The organism is Pseudomonas sp. 21, assembly GCF_000955805.1.
Classification (GTDB): Bacteria; Pseudomonadota; Gammaproteobacteria; order Pseudomonadales; family Pseudomonadaceae; genus Pseudomonas.
In genome coordinates this window covers 220,817-241,059 of the sequence record NZ_JYOA01000010.1, presented here as the reverse complement: position 1 = coordinate 241,059, position 20,243 = coordinate 220,817, and the positions used below count along the sequence as shown (strand labels likewise).

The following is a 20,243-nucleotide window of genomic DNA, read 5'->3' as shown; positions in this document are numbered from 1 at the left end:
ACAGCATGTCGTACAAGTCGCAACAACTGATCAAAGATCATGACGTGAAGTGGGTTGACCTGCGCTTCACCGATACCAAAGGCAAGCAGCAGCACGTCACCATGCCCGCCCGCGACGCGCTGGACGACGAGTTCTTCGAAGCCGGCAAGATGTTCGATGGCTCCTCCATCGAAGGCTGGAAAGGCATCGAAGCCTCCGACATGATCCTGCTCCCGGACGACAGCACCGCCGTGCTCGACCCGTTCACCGAAGAGCCGACCCTGATCATCGTTTGCGACATCATCGAGCCGAGCACCATGCAAGGCTACGAGCGCGACCCGCGCAACATCGCCAAGCGCGCCGAGGAATACCTGAAGTCCACCGGTATCGGCGACACCGTCTTCGTCGGCCCGGAGCCGGAGTTCTTCATCTTCGACGAAGTGAAGTTCAAGTCCGACATCTCCGGCTCGATGTTCAAGATCTTCTCCGAGCAGGCTTCCTGGAACACCGACGCTGACATCGAGACCGGCAACAAAGGTCACCGTCCGGGCGTCAAGGGCGGCTACTTCCCGGTACCGCCAGTCGACCACGACCACGAAATCCGTACTGCCATGTGCAACGCCATGGAAGAGATGGGCCTGGTCATCGAAGTTCACCACCACGAAGTGGCGACTGCCGGCCAGAACGAAATCGGCGTGAAGTTCAACACCCTGGTTGCCAAGGCTGACGAAGTTCAGACCCTGAAGTACTGCATCCACAACGTTGCCGACGCCTACGGCAAGACCGTGACCTTCATGCCGAAGCCGCTGTACGGCGACAACGGCTCGGGCATGCACGTTCACATGTCCATCTCCAAGGATGGCAAGAACACCTTCGCAGGCGAAGGCTATGCCGGCCTGTCCGATACCGCCCTGTACTTCATCGGCGGCATCATCAAGCACGGCAAGGCCCTGAACGGCTTCACCAACCCGGCCACCAACTCCTACAAGCGCCTGGTTCCGGGCTTCGAAGCCCCGGTCATGCTGGCCTACTCGGCCCGCAACCGTTCCGCCTCGATCCGTATCCCGTACGTTTCCAGCCCGAAAGCCCGCCGTATCGAAGCGCGCTTCCCGGACCCGGCTGCCAACCCCTACCTGTGCTTCGCCGCTCTGCTGATGGCCGGCCTGGACGGCATCCAGAACAAGATTCACCCCGGCGATGCCGCCGACAAGAACCTGTACGACCTGCCGCCGGAAGAGGCGAAGGAAATCCCGCAGGTTTGCGGCAGCCTGAAAGAGGCGCTGGAAGAACTCGACAAGGGCCGTGCGTTCCTGACCAAGGGCGGCGTGTTCACCGACGAGTTCATCGATGCCTACATCGAGCTGAAGTCGGAAGAAGAAATCAAGGTGCGCACCTTCGTGCACCCGCTGGAATACGACCTGTACTACAGCGTCTGATCCACGAATACCTATAAATAGCGACAGCATTAAGGCCTCCTTCGGGAGGCCTTTTTTATGGGCCGGAGAATCCGCTGGCGCCTGCGCCTGCGCCTGCGCCTGTAGGAGCGAGCTTGCTCGCGAATCGCACAGCACCGGAGTCAGCGGATAACTCGTTCGCGAGCAAGCTCGCCCCTGCAACGAAAGGCCGGTTTCAGATCCCGCCGTCCGCCGGCGCGCCCTGCTCCTCGTCGTCCTCGCGGCGCGACTTGCGCATGCGCGAGAGCTGCACGTTCAGGCGTGGCATGGAGAGCTCCAACCCGGCCTTGTCGAGTTTCTGCCGCAGGCGCAGGTTGAACGCCCGCTGTACTTCCCACTGGCGGATCGGCGCCGTCTTGAAACGGAAACGCAGGATCGCCTGGCCAGCGTCGAAGCTCTCGATGCCCTGGATTTCCAGCGGCGACCAGATCGCGCGGTTGATCGTGCGGTCGGTGCGCAGCTCGCCGGAGACTTCCTTGACCAGCGCCAGCGCGTCGTCGATCGGCATGCTGGCCGGCACTGGCCAGCGGAACATAGCGTAGCCGAACTGCCGCGAGTAGTTCTTGATGCTCTTGATCTCGCTGAACGGGATGGTGTGCACCACGCCGTCCAGGTCGCGCAGGCGCACAGTGCGGATGGTCAGGCCTTCCACCGTGCCGAGGTGGCCGCCGACGTCGACGTAGTCGTCGATGGACAGCGAGTCCTCGATGATGATGAACAGGCCGGTGATCAGGTCCGCCACCAGCGATTGCGCACCGAAACCGATGGCCAGGCCGATGACACCGGCACCGGCGAGCAGCGGAGTGACGTTCATGCCCATGTTCGCCAGGGCGACGATCAGGGCGATCACCGCAATGGTTACGAACAGCACGTTGCGGATCAGCGGCAGCATGGTCAGGGCACGGGCGTTGGCGCTCTTCTTGCCGCCCAGGCCGAGGCTGTGCTGCACGGCGGTGTCGGTGAGGATCCAGACCAGCCAGGCGACCAGCAGCGTGGTGCCGAAGCTGAACAGCTTGAGGCTGATCTGCGAGCCGTCGCCCTCGGCGAAGCGGATCAGCGACATGCCCCAGACGCGCAGGCCGATCTCCAGGAAGAACAGCAGGCTGGCGATGTGCAGCAGGGTGTAGCCGAAGCTCTGCAATTGCTCGATGTAGGGCGCATGGCGACGCGCACCGCGCCGGGCGGAGCGCTGGTGGGCGCGACGGATCAGGCCATTGATGGTCATCGCCACCACCGCCACGACGGCGCAGACCAGCGCACGGCGCAGGGCGTAGCTGCTGTCACCGGCCGTGACGATGGTGGCGAACAGCGAGATGCCCACCAGCACCAGCACCGGCAGGAACCAGATCGAACCGACCAGCTCCACCAGGTCGCTCAGGCCCCGGCGCTTGAGCCGGCGTTCCAGCGGCTGGTTGCGGATCAGGTGGGCGATGGGCCGGCGGAACTGCAGGACGAACAGCGCGGTGAGCAGCGCCGCGCAGATATTCGCCACCGAACCGACGAACAGCGAGATGTTCATGCCCAGGCTCTCGATGACGCGCGGGTCGTGCATCACTTCGCCCAGCGCCGCGAGGCTGCCGATCAGCCAGAGCGGGCGGAAGGCGCGGCGGCGCAGGATATCCAGCGCACGCATGCGGTGCGGGCCGCTGAGCAGCGACAGGGAGATCACACAGAGCGCGGAGAACAGCGTGCCGCACACCAGGGTGTAGGCGATCACCATCGCCACCAGCTTGCCCAGGGAGCTGGGCAGCACCACGGACAGGTAGACCGTGATCAGGAAGGCCACCAGCCAGGGGCCGAGCTTGCGCAGGGCGAACAGCAGCAAGTCGCGGGTCTTGGGGTGCTGCGGTAGCTCGCCTTCCAGACCGAAGCGCTTGCGCATGCGCCCTGCAACCCAGCGCAGGCCAAGGGCGACGCAGGCCCAGACGAGGATGACCAGGGCGAAATCGAGGATCATCCCCGGCCACTCCGCCAGCGACGGGGTGCGCGTGTCCAGTTCATAGCCTGCGCCCTGGAATAGTTCTGCCCAGCGCACCATCGGGCTGTTGGCGCCTTCGAACTGCTTCTCCAGGCTGCCCAGGGTATCGCCGATCAGGCCGAGCACGCCGCCCTGCTCCTCCGCACCCTTCTGCGTCGCATCGCGCAGCTGCTTGAGCTTCTTCAGCAGGTCGCCGCGCTGCTGGTCGTTCTCCAGGGTCTTGATCACCTGGTTCAGCGACTGCTCCAGCTGCGCGTCGCTGACCTTGGCCTCGCCACCGCCCGTCACCCCGGCCAGCGGCCCGGGAAGCGCTGCCAGCGCAGGCCCGGCGACGGACAAGCCGAGGCCCAGGCAGCACAACAGCAGCCACTGACGAAGCAGGTAACGGATCGGACTCACAGGCATACCCCACCAACATGGAAAATCACGCTTGCCCGCATCATACAGACGCCGGCGCCAGGCTCGGACCCGTCCCGCGCAGGAAAGGTCCTTCGACGAGCAGCAGCGCACAACGCGCGGCGCCCCGCTGAAAGACAATAGGCAACTTGCCAGCTGCCGTCGGCAGTGCAAGGCTTGGCAAGACCATCCGGAGATTCTTCATGCGCCTGATCCTCACCGCCCTGCTGCTCGCCGCCGCATTGCCTGCCAGTGCGCAGATCTACAAATACACCGACGCCAACGGCAAGACGGTGTTCACCAACCAGCCGCCGACCGATGTCGACGCCAAGCCCGTGGAGCTGCCGCCGACCAACACCGTCGGCCCGCAGGGCCCGGTCGCGGCACCCGCCGACAGCGGCACGGCGAGCCAGGCTGCCACGCCCTACGCCATTCTTGCGCTGAGCAACCTGCCGGACGACGAGTCGCTACGGCAGAACAACGGCACCTTCATCGTCAATGTCGTGGTGCAGCCCGCCCTGGCGGGCGGCCATCTGCTGCAACTGGTGCTCGACGGCCAGCCCTACGGCGCCCCGACCAGCAGCACCAGCATCGGCCTGCAGGAACTTGACCGCGGCGACCACACCCTGGCAGTCCAGGTGCTGCAGGGCAGCCGGGTGATCCAGGCCAGCTCGCCGGTGAGTTTCACCCTGCAACGCATCAGCACCAACAGCCCGCAACGGCCCAAGGTCCAACCCAGGACGGGCGGCTGACGATGCGCTACCTGGTGATGCTCCTGTTGTCGGCGCTGTTCTGCCTGTCGGCCAGCGCCGAGGTCTACACCTACATCGACAAGGAAGGTAATCGCGTCTTCACCGATCAGCCGCCGCGCGGCAACGCGCAGAAGCTGCAACTGGCGCCGATCAATTCCCAGCCAGCCTCGCCCAACGGCGTGCGCATGCCGCCGCCGCTGTACGCGCCGGCCACACCCGAGCTGCCGCCCGGCCCGCCGGCCTACCAGTTGCTACGCATCATCGTGCCGGAGCCCGACGCCACCGTGCGAGCCAATGACGGCGCGCTGATCGTCTCCGCCACCAGCGACCCGGCCCTGCTGCCCGGTCATCTCTACCGCCTGCTGCTGGACGGCAAGCCCGTGGGCGAGCCCGGCCGCAGCCCGGTGTTCCCGCTGAACAACATCGACCGGGGCACCCACCAGCTGTCCGTGGAGATCATCGACACCCTCGGCCGCACCATCGAGCAGACGCCCAGCCAGCCCTTCCACATGTTCCGCGTTTCCGTGGCCGAATCGGCCGATCTGGACACTTCCCACCCGCTCGCCGCCACCGACCGCTGACGCGGCGTGCGGGCAGACACAAACGCACCATATCGGTGCATGTGCCTGCACCACTTTCTATACTCTCCCCATTTCGGGTCACTTCCGCTGACCGGTTCGGTCGCCTGCGCACCGCAAATCAGCGCGATGCCGCGAAATACGCGTCTTTTCAGGGCCTGGTTTGCTTTTTGCATTTTCCCGCACAGTCTTGGGACATCTCTTACGCCATGCCTACAGAAACCCAGCTCCGCCTGTTGCTCGACAACCTCACCACGGCGGTGATCCTGCTCAATGCCGAGCTGCGCCTGGAGTACATGAACCCGGCGGCGGAAATGCTACTGGCGGTCAGTGGACAGCGCAGCCACGGGCAGTTCATCAGCGAGCTGTTCACCGAGTCGCCCGAGGCGCTGCAGTCGCTGCGCCAGGCGGTGGAAGAGGCGCACCCCTTCACCAAGCGCGAGGCCAGCCTGACCTCGCTGACCGGCCAGACCATCACCGTGGACTACGCGGTGACGCCGATCCTCGACCGCCGCGACACCCTGTTGCTGCTGGAAGTCCACCCGCGCGACCGGCTGCTGCGGATCACCAAGGAAGAGGCGCAGCTGTCCAAGCAGGAAACCACCAAGTTGCTGGTGCGCGGCCTGGCCCACGAAATCAAGAACCCGCTGGGCGGTATTCGCGGCGCGGCACAGTTGCTTTCCCGCGAGCTGCCAGAGGAATCGCTCAAGGACTACACCAACGTCATCATCGAAGAAGCCGACCGCCTGCGGAACCTGGTGGACCGCATGCTCGGCTCCAACAAGCTCCCGCAGCTCTCGGTGACCAACGTCCACGAAGTGCTGGAACGCGTCTGCAGCCTGGTGGAGGCCGAGACCCAGGGCACCATCCCGCTGGTGCGCGACTACGACCCGAGTATCCCGGACCTGCTGATCGACCGTGAGCAGATGATCCAGGCCGTGCTCAACATCGTGCGCAACGCCATGCAGGCGATCGCTGCGCAGAACGAACTCAAGCTGGGGCGCATCACCCTGCGCACCCGCACCCTGCGCCAGTTCACCATCGGCCACACGCGCCATCGCCTGGTATGCAAGGTGGAGATCATCGACAACGGCCCGGGCATCCCGACCGAACTGCAGGACACCATCTTCTATCCCATGGTCAGCGGCCGTGCCGACGGCACCGGCCTGGGCCTCGCCATCACCCAGAACATCATCAGCCAGCACCAGGGCTTGATCGAATGCGAGAGCCATCCTGGCCACACCGTATTCAGTCTGTTCCTGCCCCTGGAACAAGGAGTGCATTGACCATGAGCCGATCAGAGACTGTCTGGATCGTCGACGACGACCGCTCCATCCGCTGGGTACTGGAAAAAGCCCTGCAGCAGGAAGGCATGACCACCGTCAGCTTCGACAGCGCCGACAGCGTGATGAGCCGCCTGGGCCGGCAGCAGCCGGACGTGATCATCTCCGACATCCGCATGCCCGGCTCCAGCGGACTGGACCTGCTGGCGCAGATCCGTGAGGTGCACCCGCGCCTGCCGGTGATCATCATGACCGCGCACTCGGACCTGGACAGCGCCGTGGCCTCCTATCAGGGCGGCGCCTTCGAATACCTGCCCAAGCCCTTCGACGTGGACGAGGCCGTCTCCCTGGTCAAGCGCGCCAACCAGCACGCCCAGGAGCAGCAGGGCCTGGAAGCGCCAGCCAACCAGACGCGCACCCCGGAGATCATCGGCGAGGCGCCGGCGATGCAGGAGGTGTTCCGCGCCATCGGCCGCCTCTCGCACTCCAACATCACCGTGCTGATCAACGGCGAGTCCGGCACCGGCAAGGAACTGGTTGCCCACGCCTTGCACCGCCACAGCCCCCGCGCGGCCTCGCCGTTCATCGCGCTGAACATGGCGGCGATCCCGAAAGACCTGATGGAGTCCGAGCTGTTCGGCCATGAGAAAGGCGCCTTCACCGGTGCGGCCAACCAGCGCCGCGGGCGCTTCGAACAGGCCGACGGCGGTTCGCTGTTCCTCGACGAGATCGGCGACATGCCGGCCGACACCCAGACCCGCCTGCTGCGCGTGCTGGCTGACGGCGAGTTCTACCGGGTGGGTGGCCACACCCCGGTGAAAGTGGACGTGCGGATCATCGCCGCCACTCACCAGAACCTGGAAAACCTGGTGCGCGAGGGCAAGTTCCGCGAAGACCTGTTCCACCGCCTGAACGTCATCCGCGTACACATCCCGCGCCTGGCCGACCGCCGCGAGGACATCCCGGCACTGGCCCGGCACTTCCTTTCCCGCGCGGCGCAGGAACTGGCAGTCGAGCCCAAGCTGCTCAAGCCGGAAACCGAGGAATACCTGAAGAACCTTGGCTGGCCAGGCAACGTGCGCCAGCTGGAGAACACCTGCCGCTGGATCACCGTCATGGCTTCCGGCCGCGAGGTGCACATCGACGACCTGCCGCCGGAGCTGATGACCCAGCCGCAGGACAGCGTGCCGGCCGCCAACTGGGAGCAGGCGCTGCGCCATTGGGCCGACCAGGCGCTGGGACGCGGACAGTCGAACCTGCTGGACACCGCCGTGCCGGCATTCGAGCGGATCATGATCGAGACCGCGCTCAAGCACACTGCCGGCCGCCGCCGCGATGCCGCCGTGCTGCTGGGTTGGGGCCGCAATACCCTGACCCGCAAGATCAAGGAACTGGGCATGAAGATCGATGGCCCGGACGACGACGGCGAAGACTGAAATCCTTTCATGACAAAGGGGCCAGAAGGCCCCTTTTTCTTGCGCTGCGGTGCCAAGCCCCATGGCGCGGTGCCGGGCTGACCGATCACGGACGGAGTCCGCTCCTACGCAGTTGGCGAGCGTGTCATCGGCTGCAGGTGCGGGCCATGGCCGCCATCAACACCCAGTAAACCGGGTCACATCCCGGTAGCATTTACCCCCAGAACCTGTGGATAACACTGTGCACGGAACGGGGAAGGAACGTGCTACAGCCCAGAGCATGCGCGGTCTAGGGGTTTGCTCGGTTTCTGTGCAGGAATTTGCGGGTTGCCCACATCGGCTGTGCGCCTGCCTGTGGATAAGCTTGGGGCAAGCCGCTGCGCTTCACGGCCCACGCGGGTTTGCGCGGGCCGTACAAAAAACGCTCAGTCCATGGCGAAGCCGTGCTGACGCCAGGCTTCATAGACGGTCACAGCCACGGTGTTGGACAGGTTCAGGCTGCGGCAGCCAGGACGCATCGGCAAGCGTACACGCTGCTCCGGCGGCAGCGCGTCACGCACCTCTTCCGGCAGGCCACGACTTTCCGGGCCGAACAGGAAGGCGTCGCCACGTTCGTAAGCCACTTCATGGAATGGCTGCGAGCCCTTGGTGGTGAAGGCGAACAGGCGCGGCTGGCCAAGTTGCTCCAGGCACTCTTCCAGGCTCGCGTAACGACGCACGCTGGCGTACTCGTGGTAATCCAGCCCGGCGCGGCGCAGGCGCTTGTCGTCCAGCTCGAAGCCCAGCGGCTCGATCAGGTGCAGGCTTGCGCCCGCGTTGGCGCACAGCCTGATAATGTTGCCGGTGTTGGGGGGGATTTCCGGTTGAAAAAGGATTACGTGGAACATGCAGCGCTCCGAGCCTGAGAACGGCGGGCATTCTACCCCCGCCAAGGAGCAAATGCGGCCCAGGCCATGGCTGAAGGTGCTGGTTTCGCTGTGTGTGCTGGGCCTGCTGCTGGGTCTGATGCTCGGCCGCCTGGTGAATCCGCCGCACGAGGGACCGACACAGATCCTTGCCGTAGAGCCTTCGGCGAATGGACTGGTACTGACCCTGGACGAGCAGCCTGCCGTTCGCGCCGGTCATCTGGAGGGCGCACTGGCGCTGCAGATCGAAGCCGTTGCCACGGCGCAGCAGGGGCAACTGCGGATCGGCGATGCGCCGGTGCGCTGGAAGCTGGAGCCGCAAGGGAAAGGGGTTCTGCTGACGCTGCTGTCGACCCGGCGCCTGCAAGGGACCTGGGACAGCGCCGAGGCCGGGGGGCGCTGGCGCCTGACCATCAGCGCGCGGCCCGAATAAAAGCGGGGTGTTCCCGGCCTGCCTGGTCCGGGGCCCCGAAGCGGGAAGCGAAACCTCCGCCGGGAGGATCGCGGGCATAAAAGAGGGGTTTACCCGGCCTGCCTGTACCAGGACCCCTAACGGGTGCGAGGCTCGCCATGGCGCGCCTGCGGGCATAAAAAGGGGGCTTTCCCGGCCTGCCTGTACCAGGACCCCCGAACCGGCTGCGACGGCCACCGCTTCGGGCGGCACGCTCGCAAGATGTAAAAGAGGGGTTCCCCAGCCTGCCTGTACCGAGGCCCCTGAAATCGCTGTTGTCAGGGGTATTGCAGAGGGCGTGCCAAAACCGGCTCAGGGCTTTGCCGACGAGCTGAGGCGCGACACGAAAAAGCTCTAAAGGCCTTGCTGCATGCGGCTTGCAGCGTTTTTAACCCGATACCTGAAATACGCTGGCAGCGGCGCTCCCCTGGCATTTCCCGGCGGGTCGAATGCCGCCGCACCTGCGCCCTGCTAGTGCGCCTGCACCAAACTTGAACGCACTGCGCAGCAATTCCCTGTAGGAGCGAGCTTGCTCGCGAACAACCGTGGCACCAGCGCCACCGGCAAAAGCGCTTCGCGAGCAAGCTCGCTCCTACAAAAGAGCCCGCACATTTACCCACAACAAACTTGAGCAATTGCTGGAACAGTCTGTGGATAAACAGCTCAACGGCAGGCTGTGCATGGCCTTCGCATGGCTGTTCAAATTTCGTACAAACAAAATCCCAGGCAAAGAAAAAGGCGCCCGAAGGCGCCTTTTTTCCAACCGCTGCGATCACTGAACCGACGGGATCTCGCCGGAAGCCTGCATACGGGCGATTTCCTGCGCGTACAGCGCATCGAAGTTCACCGGGGACAGCATCAGCGCCGGGAACGAACCACGGACAACCAGGCTGTCCAGGGTTTCGCGGGCATACGGGAAGAGGATGTTCGGGCAGAAGGCGCCCAGGGTGTGGCTCATGCTGGACGCGTCCAGACCCTTGATCAGGAAGATGCCAGCCTGCTGCACTTCAACGATGAAAGCGGTTTCCTCGTTGTTCTTCACGGTCACCGAAACGGTCAGGACCACTTCGTAGAAGTCGCCGTCCAGCTGCTTCTGACGGGTGTTGAGGTCCATGGCAATGCTCGGCTGCCACTCCTGACGGAAGATTTCCGGAGCCTTGGGGGCCTCGAAGGAGAGGTCGCGCACGTAGATGCGCTGCAGCGAGAACTGCGGGTTGTTGTCTTGTTCGGCTGCGCCGTTGCTGGCTTGTTCAGTCATTTCGGGACCTTCTTGTGCATCGTTTCAGAATGAGGAATTACGCCGAGAGCAGCGTATCCAGCTTGCCCGCGCGTTCCAGCGCGTAAAGATCGTCGCAGCCGCCGATGTGGGTTCCGTCGATCCAGATCTGCGGCACAGAAGTCCGACCCGCCTTGCTGGCCATCTCGGCGCGCACGCCAGGCTTGCCGTCCACGGAGATTTCCTCGTAGGCGACACCCTTCTTGTCCAGCAGGGCCTTGGCGCGGATGCAATAAGGGCACCACGCACTGGTGTAGATCAAGGTCGACGACATCTCACTTCACCAGGGGCAGGTTGTCGCCACGCCAGCTGCCGATGCCGCCGGAAAGCTTGGCGGCGGTGTAGCCGGCCTTCTGCAGCACGCTGCACCAGGTGCCCGAGTGCTGGCCCATGCCATCGACCACGATGATGGTCTTGGCCTTGTGCTTGTCCAGCTCGCTCAGGCGGGCGTTCAGCTTGTCCGCCGGGATGTTCAGCGCGCCAACGATGTGGCCGGTGGCGAACTCCTTGGTCGGGCGGATATCCAGCACCACGGCCTGCTCGGCGTTGACCATGGCAGTCAGCTCGCGGGTGGACAGCGCGCGGCCGCCCTTGCGCATTTCGTGCAGGGCCAGCAGTACCAGCAGGATGACCAGGGCACCGACCAGCAGGTAGTGGTGGGTGGCGAATTCGATCAGACGAGGAAGAAACGAAGACATGCGCAGGACATCCAGACGTAAAAATGCCGGCCAGTATACACGCGCGTATCTGGCGGCTGAACCCTAGGGATCATGGCGTCTGTCGGCACCAAAAGGTAAAATGTGTGTCCTTTTCTGACCCCTATTCTCGGAAAGAGCCGTAACTATGACTGCAACGCCCAAACCGCTGGTCCTGATCATTCTGGACGGCTTCGGCCATAGCGAGAGCCCCGAATACAACGCCATCTATGCCGCGAAGAAGCCCAACTGGGACCGCCTGCTGGCCAGCCAGCCCAACGGCCTGATCTCGGGCTCGGGCATGGACGTCGGCCTGCCCGACGGCCAGATGGGCAACTCCGAGGTCGGCCACATGAACCTAGGCGCAGGCCGTGTCGTCTACCAGGACTTCACCCGCGTCACCAAGGCGATCCGCGACGGCGAGTTCTTCCAGAACCCCGTACTGACCGGCGCCGTGGACAAGGCAGCGAATGCCGGCAAGGCCGTGCACATCCTCGGCCTGCTCTCCGATGGCGGCGTGCACAGCCACCAGGACCACCTGATCGCCATGGCCGAACTGGCCGCCCAGCGTGGCGCCGAGAACATCTACCTGCACGCCTTCCTCGACGGTCGCGATACGCCGCCCAAGAGCGCCGAGCCCTCGCTGAAGCTGCTCGACGACGCCTTCGCCCGCATCGGCAAGGGCCGCACCGCCAGCATCATCGGCCGCTACTTCGCCATGGACCGCGACAATCGCTGGGACCGCGTCGAAGCCGCCTACAACCTGATCACCGACGGCACCGCCGAATTCACCGCCGAGACCGCCGTGGGCGCGCTGGACGCCGCCTACGAGCGCGGCGAGAGCGACGAATTCGTCAAGGCCACCCGCATCGGCGCACAAGTGCGCGTGGAAGATGGCGACGCCGTGGTCTTCATGAACTTCCGCGCCGACCGTGCCCGCGAGCTGTCGCGCGCCTTCGTCGAGCCGGGCTTCAAGGAGTTCCCGCGCCAGCGCGAACTGCACCTGGCCGAGTACGTGATGCTGACCCAGTACGCGGCGAGCATCCCGGCGCCCAGCGCGTTCAAGCCCGAATCCCTGGACAACGTCCTGGGCGAGTACCTGGCCAAGAACGGCAAGACCCAGCTGCGCATTGCCGAGACCGAGAAATACGCCCACGTGACCTTCTTCTTCTCCGGCGGCCGCGAAGAGCCGTTCGAAGGCGAAGAACGTATCCTCATTCCTTCGCCCAAGGTCGCCACCTATGACCTGCAGCCGGAAATGAGCGCACCGGAAGTCACCGACAGGATCGTCGACGCCATCGAGAACCAGCGTTTCGACGTGATCATCGTCAACTACGCCAACGGCGACATGGTCGGCCACACCGGCGTGTTCGAAGCTGCGGTGAAAGCCGTCGAGTGCCTGGATACCTGCGTCGGTCGGATTGTCGAGGCGCTGGACAAGGTCGACGGCGAAGCCCTGATCACCGCCGACCACGGCAATGTCGAGCAGATGGAAGACGCCATGACCGGCCAGGCGCACACCGCGCACACCTGCGAGCCGGTGCCCTTCGTCTATGTCGGCAAGCGCAAGCTGAGCATCCGCGAGGGCGGCGTACTCGCCGACGTGGCCCCGACCCTGCTGAACCTGATGGGTCTGGAGCAGCCCGAAGAGATGACCGGGAAATCGATCGTCACCCTGCTGTAATGGGTATCGATTTGACGGGAACGTGAGCCGTTTCCCGTCGGTCAGAGCAAACGCCCCACGCCATGCGGCCTGGGGCGTTTTTTTTAATGCCCGCCACGGGCATACTAGGCCGTCCAGACTTCAGGTCCCCGCCGCCCAATGCCTCGCGCCCTCCTCCCGCTGCTGCTGATCTGCCTCCTGAGCCCGCTCGCGGTCGTTGCCGACGAACGCGCCGACGCCCAACGTCAGCTGGAGCAGACGCAGAAAGACATCAACGAGCTGAAGAAGAACCTGAAGAACATCCAGGACGAGAAGTCCGGGGTACAGAAACAGCTCAAGTCCACCGAAACCCAGATGGGTGACCTGGAAAAGCAGATCAAGCAGATCCAGGACGAGATGAAGAAGAACGAGGAAGAGCTGCAGCGCCTCGATTCAGAGAAAAAAAAACTCCAGGGCGCACGCCTTGAGCAGCAACGCCTGATCGCCATCCAGGCCCGCGCCGCCTACCAGAGCGGCCGCCAGGAATACCTCAAGCTGCTGCTGAACCAGGAACACCCCGAGAAGTTCAGCCGCACCCTCACCTACTACGACTACATCAACAAGGCGCGCCTGGAACAGCTCTCGGCGTTCAACGAGACCCTGCGCCAGCTGAGCAACGTCGAGCAGGAAATCACCTCGCAGAAGGACGAGCAGGTCGCCCAGCAGTCGGCCCTGGAGGCCCGGCGCCAGGAACTGGCCGACGCCCGCAAGGCGCGCCAGGAGACCCTGGCCAAGCTCAACAGCGATCTGAAGGACGGCAGCAGCAAGCTCAAGGACCGCGAGCAGAGCCAGGACGACCTCAACAAGGTCCTCAAGACCATCGAGGAAACCCTCGCCCGCCAGGCCCGCGAAGCCGAGGAGGCGCGCCAGCGCGCCCTGGCCGCCGAGCGCGAGCGGGTCAAGCGCGAGCAGGAGCTGGCCGCCCGCGGCGAGAAAGCCGAAACGCCCTCCAAGCGGCCCGACTACAGCGGCCCGCTGGTTTCCAGCGGCACAGGCTTCGGCGGCGCCTTCGCTGCCACCAAGGGCAAGCTGCCCTGGCCGGTGGATGGCCGCGTCCTGGCGCGCTACGGCAGCCCGCGCGGCGACGACCCCCGCGCCACCTGGGATGGCGTGCTGATCGGCGCCAACGCCGGCAGTACCGTGCGGGCCGTGCATGGCGGCCGCGTGGTGTTCGCCGACTGGCTGCGCGGCTCAGGCCTGCTGGTCATTCTCGACCACGGTGGTGGCTACCTCAGCCTTTATGGGCATAATCAAAGTCTTCTGAAGGACGCCGGCGATACCGTCAAAGCGGGCGATCCCATTGCAACCGTGGGAGCCAGCGGGGGTCAGAGTACCCCGGCGGTGTATTTTGCCATTCGCCATCAGGGCCGCCCGGCGGACCCTTCGACCTGGTGTCGCACGCAGGGATAGGCGGCGATCACGCATTAGGAGCCAAACATGTCGCATGCTTTCCGTCTCACTACCCTGGCCCTGGCCTTGCTGCTCGGCGTCGGTGCGGTCCAGGCCGCCGACGCGCCGGCCGCATCTGCTGCGGCCAACGGCAAGGAGGCTCCGCTGCCGCTCGATGAGCTGCGCACCTTTGCCGAGGTCCTGGACCGGGTGAAGGCGGCCTACGTGGAACCGGTGGACGACAAGACGCTGCTGGAGAATGCCATCAAGGGCATGCTCAGCAACCTCGACCCGCACTCGGCGTACCTCGGCCCGGAAGAGTTCGCCGAGCTGCAGGAAAGCACCAGCGGCGAATTCGGCGGCCTGGGCATCGAGGTCGGCAGCGAGGATGGCTTCGTCAAGGTGATCTCGCCGATCGACGACACCCCCGCCGCCAACGCCGGCATCCAGCCGGGCGACCTGATCGTCAAGATCGACGGCAAGCCGACCAAGGGCCAGTCGATGAACGAGGCGGTGGACAGCATGCGCGGCAAGGCCGGCTCGCCCATCACCCTGACCATCGTGCGCGGTGGCGGCAAGCCGTTCGACGTCACCCTCAAGCGCGCCATCATCAAGGTGAAGAGCGTGAAGAGCCAGATGCTCGAACCGGGCTATGGCTACCTGCGCATCACCCAGTTCCAGGTCAACACCGGCGAGGAGACCGTCAAGGCGCTGTCCAAGCTGCGCAACGACAACAAGGGCAAGCTCAAGGGCGTGATCCTGGACCTGCGCAACAACCCCGGCGGCGTGCTGCAGTCGGCGGTGGAAGTGGCCGACGCCTTCCTCACCAAGGGGCTGATCGTCTACACCAAGGGCCGCATCCCCAACTCCGAGCTGCGCTTCTCCGCCGATCCGGCCGACCCGAGCGACGGCGTGCCGCTGGTGGTATTGATCAACGGCGGCAGCGCCTCGGCGGCGGAAATCGTCGCCGGTGCCCTGCAGGACCAGAAGCGCGGCATCCTCATGGGCACCGACAGCTTCGGCAAGGGCTCGGTGCAGACCGTGCTGCCGCTGAACAACGACCGCGCCCTGAAGCTCACCACTGCGCTGTACTACACCCCCAATGGCCGCTCGATCCAGGCCCAGGGCATCACCCCGGACATCGAGGTGGAACGCGCCAAGGTAACCCGCGAGAAGAGCGAGTTCGACGGCTTCAAGGAAGCCGACCTGCAGGGCCACCTGGCCAACGGCAATGGCGGCCAGGATCGCCCGACCGCTTCCGGCAAGCCGCCGGTGGATCGCCCGCAGGATGGCGACTACCAGCTCAGCCAAGCCCTCAGCCTGCTGAAAGGACTCAGCGTCAGCCGCGGCAACAACTAAGCGATGCGCCCGGCCCGGCTGCTGTTCGGCCTGTGCCTGGGCGCGCTGCTGTGCCTGCCGGTGGCCGCCGCGCCCCGGCCGGACGGCAGCAAGCCGCTGGTCAGCATCGTCATCGACGACCTCGGGCAGAACCTGGCGCGCGACCGCCAGGTGCTCGACATCTCCCCCGCCATCGCCCTGGCGATCATCCCGGACACGCCCCACGCCGCCGAACTGGCGCGCGAGGCGCATCGGCGCGGGCGCACCATCATGCTGCACATGCCGATGGACCCCGCCGGCGGCGACTACGCCTGGCGGCCGGAGCTGACCCAGGAAGAACGTGCGCGTCGCCTCGACGCCGCGCTGGCGAAGGTGCCCTACGTGCAAGGCCTGAACAACCACGAAGGCAGCCGCATGACTGCCGACCGCCCGGCCATGGCCTGGCTCGCGGCGGAGCTGCAGCGCCGCCACCTGTTCCTGCTCGACAGCCGTACCAGCGCCGCCACGGTAGCCGCCGCCGAGGCGCAGAAGATCGGCCTCGCCAGCCTGTCGCGGGACGTGTTCCTCGATGACGACCCGAGCGAAGCCGCGGTGATGGAGCAGATGCAGCGCGGCCTGGCACTGGCGCGCAAGCAGGGCACGGTGGTGATGATCGGCCACCCGAAACCGGCGACCCTGGCGGTGCTCAAGCGTGTTTTGCCGACCCTGAAAGCCCAGGGCTTCGAGCTGGTGAAGCCACCGCTGATGATCGCCGAGCGCGGCAACCGCGCCATGGCGGGGCATGGGCGGGATGGGATTTACCGATAGAGGTAGCCAGGATCAGCTTTCTGTAGGAGCGAGCTTGCTCGCGAACAGCGCCCGGCACCGAAATCCGCGGAAGCTGGGTTCGCGAGCAAGCTCGCTCCTACAACGATAAGCCGACCTTACAGGTAGTTATTGGTCGCCTGCTCGATGAAGCCATCGGCGCGCATCTCGTCCAGCGCCTTCTGCAACTTGGTCACCACCTCGTCCGGCGTGTCCTTGTTGATCGCCAGGTACAACTGCGCCTCATTGAAACGCAGCACGGTCTGCAGGCCGGACACGCCCTCCTGCTTGGCCAGATAGCGGCCCACCGGGTCGGTGGTGGCCCAGAGGTCGATTTCGCCGGTGGTCAGCTTCTTCACGTTTTCCTGATCGCGCAGCGCGTTGAGCACCGGGATGCCCTGGCTTTCCAGGTTCTGGCTGACGGCGTCGTTCTTGTAGGCGCCGAGCTTGTACTTGGCGGCGTCCTTGAGGTCCTTCACCTTGATCGAACTGCCCGGCGGCGCCAGCAGCACCCAGTGGGTCTTGGCGATCGGCCCGACCCACTTGAACAGCGGCACGCGCTCGGGCGTGTAGGTGGTGGAGAACAGCCCGTAGTCGGGCTTGTCGAGGGCCAGCTTGTACAGGCGATCCCAGGGGAAACGCAGGCTCAGGCTGTACTGGATGCCAGCGCGCTTGAACATCTCGCGGACGATGTCGGCGCTGATGCCGTCGATACCGTCATCACGGGCGAAGTTCTTGTCGTCCACCGCCATGTTGAAGGGCGGGAAGTTCTCGGTGAGCAGCACCATCTTGTAATCGGCGGGCAACTCGGCGCGGGCCGTGGCGGCCCCCAGCAACAGACCCAGGGTCAGGGTCTTGATCAGGACTTTCAGCATGGTCATACCGCTCGCTTGGTTATCGTTATTGGGCTTGCGGCATCCCTGCAGAGGGGACGGAATACTTCGCTCGTCTGCCTTCCGTGGCAAAACCGGCGCCGAGGGATGTCGGCGCCAAACACGAAGGCCGGCGAGTGGCCGGCCTTCGGGTGTTACAGGTAACTGTTGAGCACGTCGTCGACGAAACCTTCGGCGCGCATCTTGTCCAGCGCCGCCTGCAGCTTCTGCACCACGGCGTCCGGAGTCTCGCGGTTCAGCGCAAGGAACAGTTGGTCGCTGTTGAAGCGCAGCACGGTCTTCAGGCCGGTGACGCCCACCTGCTTGGCCAGGTAGCGGCCCGCCGGGTCGCCACTGGCCCACAGGTCGATCTGGCCGTCGCGCAGCTTGGCGGCGTTCTCCTGGTCACGCAGCGCCAGCACCGGCTCGAAGCCGTGCTCGCTCAGGTACTGGGCCATGGCGTCGCCCTTGTAGGCGCCGACGCGGTATTTCTTCGCTTCGTCCAGATTGTTCAGGCTGATCGGGCTGTCGGCCTTGGCCAGCAGCACCCAGTCGTCCGGGCCGATCGGACCGACCCACTTGAACTGGCTTTCGCGCTCGGGCAGGCGGGCGGTGACGAACACGCCGTAGCCGGGCTTCTCCAGCGCCAGCTTGTAGATGCGGTCCCAGGGGAAGCGCAGGGTCAGGCTGTACTGCACGCCGGCGCGCTTGAACATCTCCTTGACGATATCCACGGCGATGCCGTCGATGCTGTCTTCCTGGGCGAAGTTCTTGCCGTTGATGGCCATGTTGTAAGGGGGGAAGTTCTCGGTGAGCAGCACCACGCTGTAGTCCGAAGAATCCGTTTCAGCCCTTGCCGCGCCGGCCAGAAGCAGGCCGCAGCCTAGCCATGCGAGCAGAATGCGCTTCAGCATCGAGATATTTCCTGCGTATGACATTTCTGAGAAGGCGCAGAGCTTACTCGGAGAATTGACGCCAATAAACCCTATGAATGTGGCAATGGGACATGAAACCGCCAGTACCTTGACCAAAGCCTTCAGCTAGCAAGCTTCGTGCGCAGGAAGGGGATGCGGCCACCGGACGCAGGAGAGAAAGGCTCGCGATAGAGCCATCGGGCCGGGAGAACCCCGGCCCGGAAGGGTTCAGCGCACGACGATGCCGCGGCTGGCCAGGTAGGCCTTGGCCTCCGGCACGCTGTACTCGCCGAAGTGGAAGATGCTCGCCGCGAGCACCGCGTCGGCCTTGCCTTCGATGATGCCGGCGGCCAGGTGTTCCAGGTTGCCGACGCCGCCGGAAGCGATCACCGGAACGCCCACGGCCTCACTGATAGCGCGGGTCACGCCCAGGTCGTAGCCGCTCTTCACGCCGTCCTGGTCCATGCTGGTCAGGAGGATTTCACCGGCGCCCAGGCCTTCCATCTTCTTCGCCCACTCCACTGCATCCAGCCCGGTGGGCTTGCGGCCGCCGTGGGTGAAGATTTCCCAGCGCGGCGCTTCGCCGGGGCCCGACACTTTCTTGGCGTCGATGGCGACCACGATGCACTGCGAGCCGAAGCGCGCGGCGGCCTCGCCGACGAACTCGGGAGTGAACACCGCGGCGGTGTTGATCGAGACCTTGTCCGCACCGGCATTGAGCAGGTTGCGGATGTCCTGCACCGTCCTGACGCCGCCGCCCACGGTCAGCGGGATGAACACCTGGCTGGCCATGCGCTCGACGGTATGCAGGGTGGTGTCGCGGCCATCGACGCTGGCGGTGATGTCGAGGAAGGTGATCTCGTCCGCACCCTGCTCGTCGTAGCGACGGGCGATTTCCACCGGGTCGCCGGCGTCGCGGATGTTCTCGAACTTGACGCCCTTCACCACGCGGCCGTTGTCCACGTCGAGGCAGGGAATGATGCGTTTAGCCAGGGTCATGTCAGTGCTTCCCGTGGTTCAGCTCAGCCCTTGAAGGCGTCGCACAGTGCCTGGGCTTCGGCGACGTCCAGCGTGCCTTCGTAGATCGCGCGGCCGGTGATGGCGCCGACGATGCCCGGCGTGCGGGCGTCCAGCAGTTTCTGGATGTCGCCCAGGTTGTGGATGCCGCCCGAAGCGATCACCGGGATGCGCGTGGCGTTGGCCAGCGCGGCGGTGGCTTCGACGTTGCAACCCTGCATCATGCCGTCCTTCGCGATGTCGGTGTAGACGATCGCCGAGACGCCATCGGCTTCGAAGCGCTTGGCCAGGTCGATCACCTGCACTTCGCTCACTTCCGCCCAGCCGTCGGTGGCGACGAAGCCGTCTTTGGCGTCCAGGCCGACGATGACCTTGCCCGGGAATGCCTTGCACGCTTCGGCGACGAATTCCGGCTGCTTGACCGCCTTGGTGCCGATGATCACGTAGCTGACGCCGGCACGGACGTAGTGCTCGATGGTTTCCAGCGAGCGGATGCCGCCGCCGATCTGGATCGGCAGGTTCGGGTAGCGCTTGGCGATGGCGGTGACCACTTCACCGTTGACCGGCTTGCCTTCGAAGGCGCCGTTCAGGTCCACCAGGTGCAGACGGCGGCAACCGCCCTCCACCCACTTGGCGGCCATGGACACCGGGTCGTCGGAGAAGACCGTGGCGTCTTCCATCAGGCCCTGGCGCAGGCGCACGCAGGCGCCGTCTTTCAGATCGATTGCGGGGATGATCAGCATGGGTTGAACCTGCTCGAATCCAAAGATGAATGGGGGCGGGTCAGCTCTTCTCGAGCGCCCACAAGTCGCTTTCGATGCTCTCGAACCGGTCTTTCAGGTGAGATTGCACGTCGAAGATCGCCTTGTTGTAGAACAGCGGGCCGAACTCGCGCAGGAAGAAGTCCAGCGCCTCCTCGGCCTCGAAGGAACCGACGTCCAGCTCGAAACGGTCTTCGAGGAAACGCTGGATGGCCCGCGCCGCACTCTGGCGCTGGGCGCCATCGAGTTCGAGGATCGCCGGCTTGTCCTTCTGGCGTGCCATG

The 20,243-nt window shown here is 65.0% G+C and carries 20 protein-coding genes; 10 read left to right on the top strand and 10 right to left on the bottom strand.

The annotated features are described in order from the left end of the window. Positions 1 to 5 precede the first annotated feature (5 nt). Complete coding sequence (gene glnA / locus UB43_RS23045) at positions 6 to 1,415, top strand: glutamate--ammonia ligase (RefSeq protein WP_045215805.1); 1,410 nt, start codon at positions 6 to 8, stop codon at positions 1,413 to 1,415. Positions 1,416 to 1,608: 193 nt separating this feature from the next. On the opposite strand, the gene UB43_RS23040 is transcribed toward glnA, so the two are convergent. Next, positions 1,609 to 3,816: a mechanosensitive ion channel family protein gene (locus UB43_RS23040; protein WP_045215802.1), complete on the bottom strand. Its 2,208-nt coding sequence runs from the start codon at positions 3,814 to 3,816 to the stop codon at positions 1,609 to 1,611. 194 nt (positions 3,817 to 4,010) lie between these two features. On the opposite strand from UB43_RS23040, the gene UB43_RS23035 reads away from it, so the two are divergent. From UB43_RS23035 to ntrC, 4 genes are all read left to right on the top strand, one after another. Then, positions 4,011 to 4,559, top strand: coding sequence for a DUF4124 domain-containing protein (locus tag UB43_RS23035; RefSeq protein WP_045215800.1), 549 nt, complete (start codon positions 4,011 to 4,013; stop codon positions 4,557 to 4,559). 11 nt (positions 4,560 to 4,570) lie between these two features. Then, the gene (locus UB43_RS23030) at positions 4,571 to 5,140 is read left to right on the top strand and encodes a DUF4124 domain-containing protein (RefSeq protein ID WP_256205347.1); all 570 of its coding nucleotides are present in this window, start codon (positions 4,571 to 4,573) and stop codon (positions 5,138 to 5,140) included. A 206-nt stretch (positions 5,141 to 5,346) separates the two neighbouring features. Beyond that, positions 5,347 to 6,423 (top strand): nitrogen regulation protein NR(II), encoded by a 1,077-nt coding sequence (gene glnL / locus UB43_RS23025; RefSeq protein WP_045215796.1) that lies wholly within the window; start codon positions 5,347 to 5,349, stop codon positions 6,421 to 6,423. A gap of 2 nt (positions 6,424 to 6,425) precedes the next feature. Further along, complete coding sequence (ntrC, locus tag UB43_RS23020) at positions 6,426 to 7,856, top strand: two-component system response regulator NtrC (RefSeq protein ID WP_045215795.1); 1,431 nt, start codon at positions 6,426 to 6,428, stop codon at positions 7,854 to 7,856. Positions 7,857 to 8,260: 404 nt separating this feature from the next. Here the strand turns inward: ntrC and trmL are convergent, their stop codons facing one another. Then, entirely contained in the window at positions 8,261 to 8,722 is a 462-nt protein-coding gene (gene trmL / locus UB43_RS23015) for a tRNA (uridine(34)/cytosine(34)/5-carboxymethylaminomethyluridine(34)-2'-O)-methyltransferase TrmL (protein ID WP_045215793.1), read from the bottom strand. Here trmL and UB43_RS23010 point away from each other — a divergent pair. Next, positions 8,721 to 9,173, top strand: a complete 453-nt coding sequence (locus tag UB43_RS23010; protein WP_045215792.1) for a hypothetical protein — start codon at positions 8,721 to 8,723, stop codon at positions 9,171 to 9,173. The two genes, trmL and UB43_RS23010, sit on opposite strands and share 2 nt — an antisense overlap. Positions 9,174 to 9,963: 790 nt before the next feature. On the opposite strand, the gene secB is transcribed toward UB43_RS23010, so the two are convergent. From secB to UB43_RS22995, 3 genes are read right to left on the bottom strand one after another with little or no spacing between them, the layout of a single operon-like run. After that, complete coding sequence (gene secB, locus UB43_RS23005; RefSeq protein WP_045215791.1) at positions 9,964 to 10,449, bottom strand: protein-export chaperone SecB; 486 nt, start codon at positions 10,447 to 10,449, stop codon at positions 9,964 to 9,966. A gap of 37 nt (positions 10,450 to 10,486) precedes the next feature. After that, on the bottom strand, positions 10,487 to 10,741 hold the full coding sequence (gene grxC, locus UB43_RS23000; protein WP_045215790.1) for a glutaredoxin 3: 255 nt from the start codon (positions 10,739 to 10,741) through the stop codon (positions 10,487 to 10,489). A gap of 1 nt (position 10,742) precedes the next feature. Beyond that, a complete protein-coding gene (locus tag UB43_RS22995) occupies positions 10,743 to 11,165 on the bottom strand; it encodes a rhodanese-like domain-containing protein (protein WP_045215789.1) in 423 nt (140 codons plus the stop codon). Between the two features lie 145 nt (positions 11,166 to 11,310). On the opposite strand from UB43_RS22995, the gene gpmI reads away from it, so the two are divergent. The 4 genes from gpmI (at position 11,311) to UB43_RS22975 (ending at position 16,398) form a co-directional block, all read left to right on the top strand. Beyond that, positions 11,311 to 12,846: a 2,3-bisphosphoglycerate-independent phosphoglycerate mutase gene (gene gpmI, locus UB43_RS22990; RefSeq protein WP_045215788.1), complete on the top strand. Its 1,536-nt coding sequence runs from the start codon at positions 11,311 to 11,313 to the stop codon at positions 12,844 to 12,846. Between the two features lie 138 nt (positions 12,847 to 12,984). Then, a complete protein-coding gene (locus UB43_RS22985) occupies positions 12,985 to 14,274 on the top strand; it encodes a murein hydrolase activator EnvC (protein ID WP_045215786.1) in 1,290 nt (429 codons plus the stop codon). Positions 14,275 to 14,301: 27 nt separating this feature from the next. Further along, a complete protein-coding gene (locus UB43_RS22980) occupies positions 14,302 to 15,612 on the top strand; it encodes a S41 family peptidase (protein WP_045215784.1) in 1,311 nt (436 codons plus the stop codon). Positions 15,613 to 15,615: 3 nt separating this feature from the next. Beyond that, on the top strand, positions 15,616 to 16,398 hold the full coding sequence (locus tag UB43_RS22975; protein WP_082085892.1) for a divergent polysaccharide deacetylase family protein: 783 nt from the start codon (positions 15,616 to 15,618) through the stop codon (positions 16,396 to 16,398). A 116-nt stretch (positions 16,399 to 16,514) separates the two neighbouring features. On the opposite strand, the gene UB43_RS22970 is transcribed toward UB43_RS22975, so the two are convergent. The 5 genes from UB43_RS22970 to UB43_RS22950 form a co-directional block, all read right to left on the bottom strand. Further along, positions 16,515 to 17,270 carry an ABC transporter substrate-binding protein gene (locus UB43_RS22970; RefSeq protein ID WP_045216880.1) on the bottom strand — a complete coding sequence of 252 codons (756 nt, stop codon included), beginning with the start codon at positions 17,268 to 17,270 and terminating at the stop codon, positions 16,515 to 16,517. 152 nt (positions 17,271 to 17,422) lie between these two features. Further along, positions 17,423 to 18,178 (bottom strand): ABC transporter substrate-binding protein, encoded by a 756-nt coding sequence (locus tag UB43_RS22965; protein WP_141678568.1) that lies wholly within the window; start codon positions 18,176 to 18,178, stop codon positions 17,423 to 17,425. A gap of 231 nt (positions 18,179 to 18,409) precedes the next feature. Further along, positions 18,410 to 19,180, bottom strand: coding sequence for an imidazole glycerol phosphate synthase subunit HisF (hisF, locus tag UB43_RS22960; protein ID WP_045215782.1), 771 nt, complete (start codon positions 19,178 to 19,180; stop codon positions 18,410 to 18,412). Between the two features lie 23 nt (positions 19,181 to 19,203). Then, positions 19,204 to 19,941 carry a 1-(5-phosphoribosyl)-5-[(5-phosphoribosylamino)methylideneamino]imidazole-4-carboxamide isomerase gene (gene hisA / locus UB43_RS22955; RefSeq protein WP_045215780.1) on the bottom strand — a complete coding sequence of 246 codons (738 nt, stop codon included), beginning with the start codon at positions 19,939 to 19,941 and terminating at the stop codon, positions 19,204 to 19,206. Positions 19,942 to 19,981: 40 nt separating this feature from the next. Next, positions 19,982 to 20,242, bottom strand: coding sequence for a DUF2164 domain-containing protein (locus UB43_RS22950; protein ID WP_045215778.1), 261 nt, complete (start codon positions 20,240 to 20,242; stop codon positions 19,982 to 19,984). Position 20,243 lies beyond the last annotated feature (1 nt).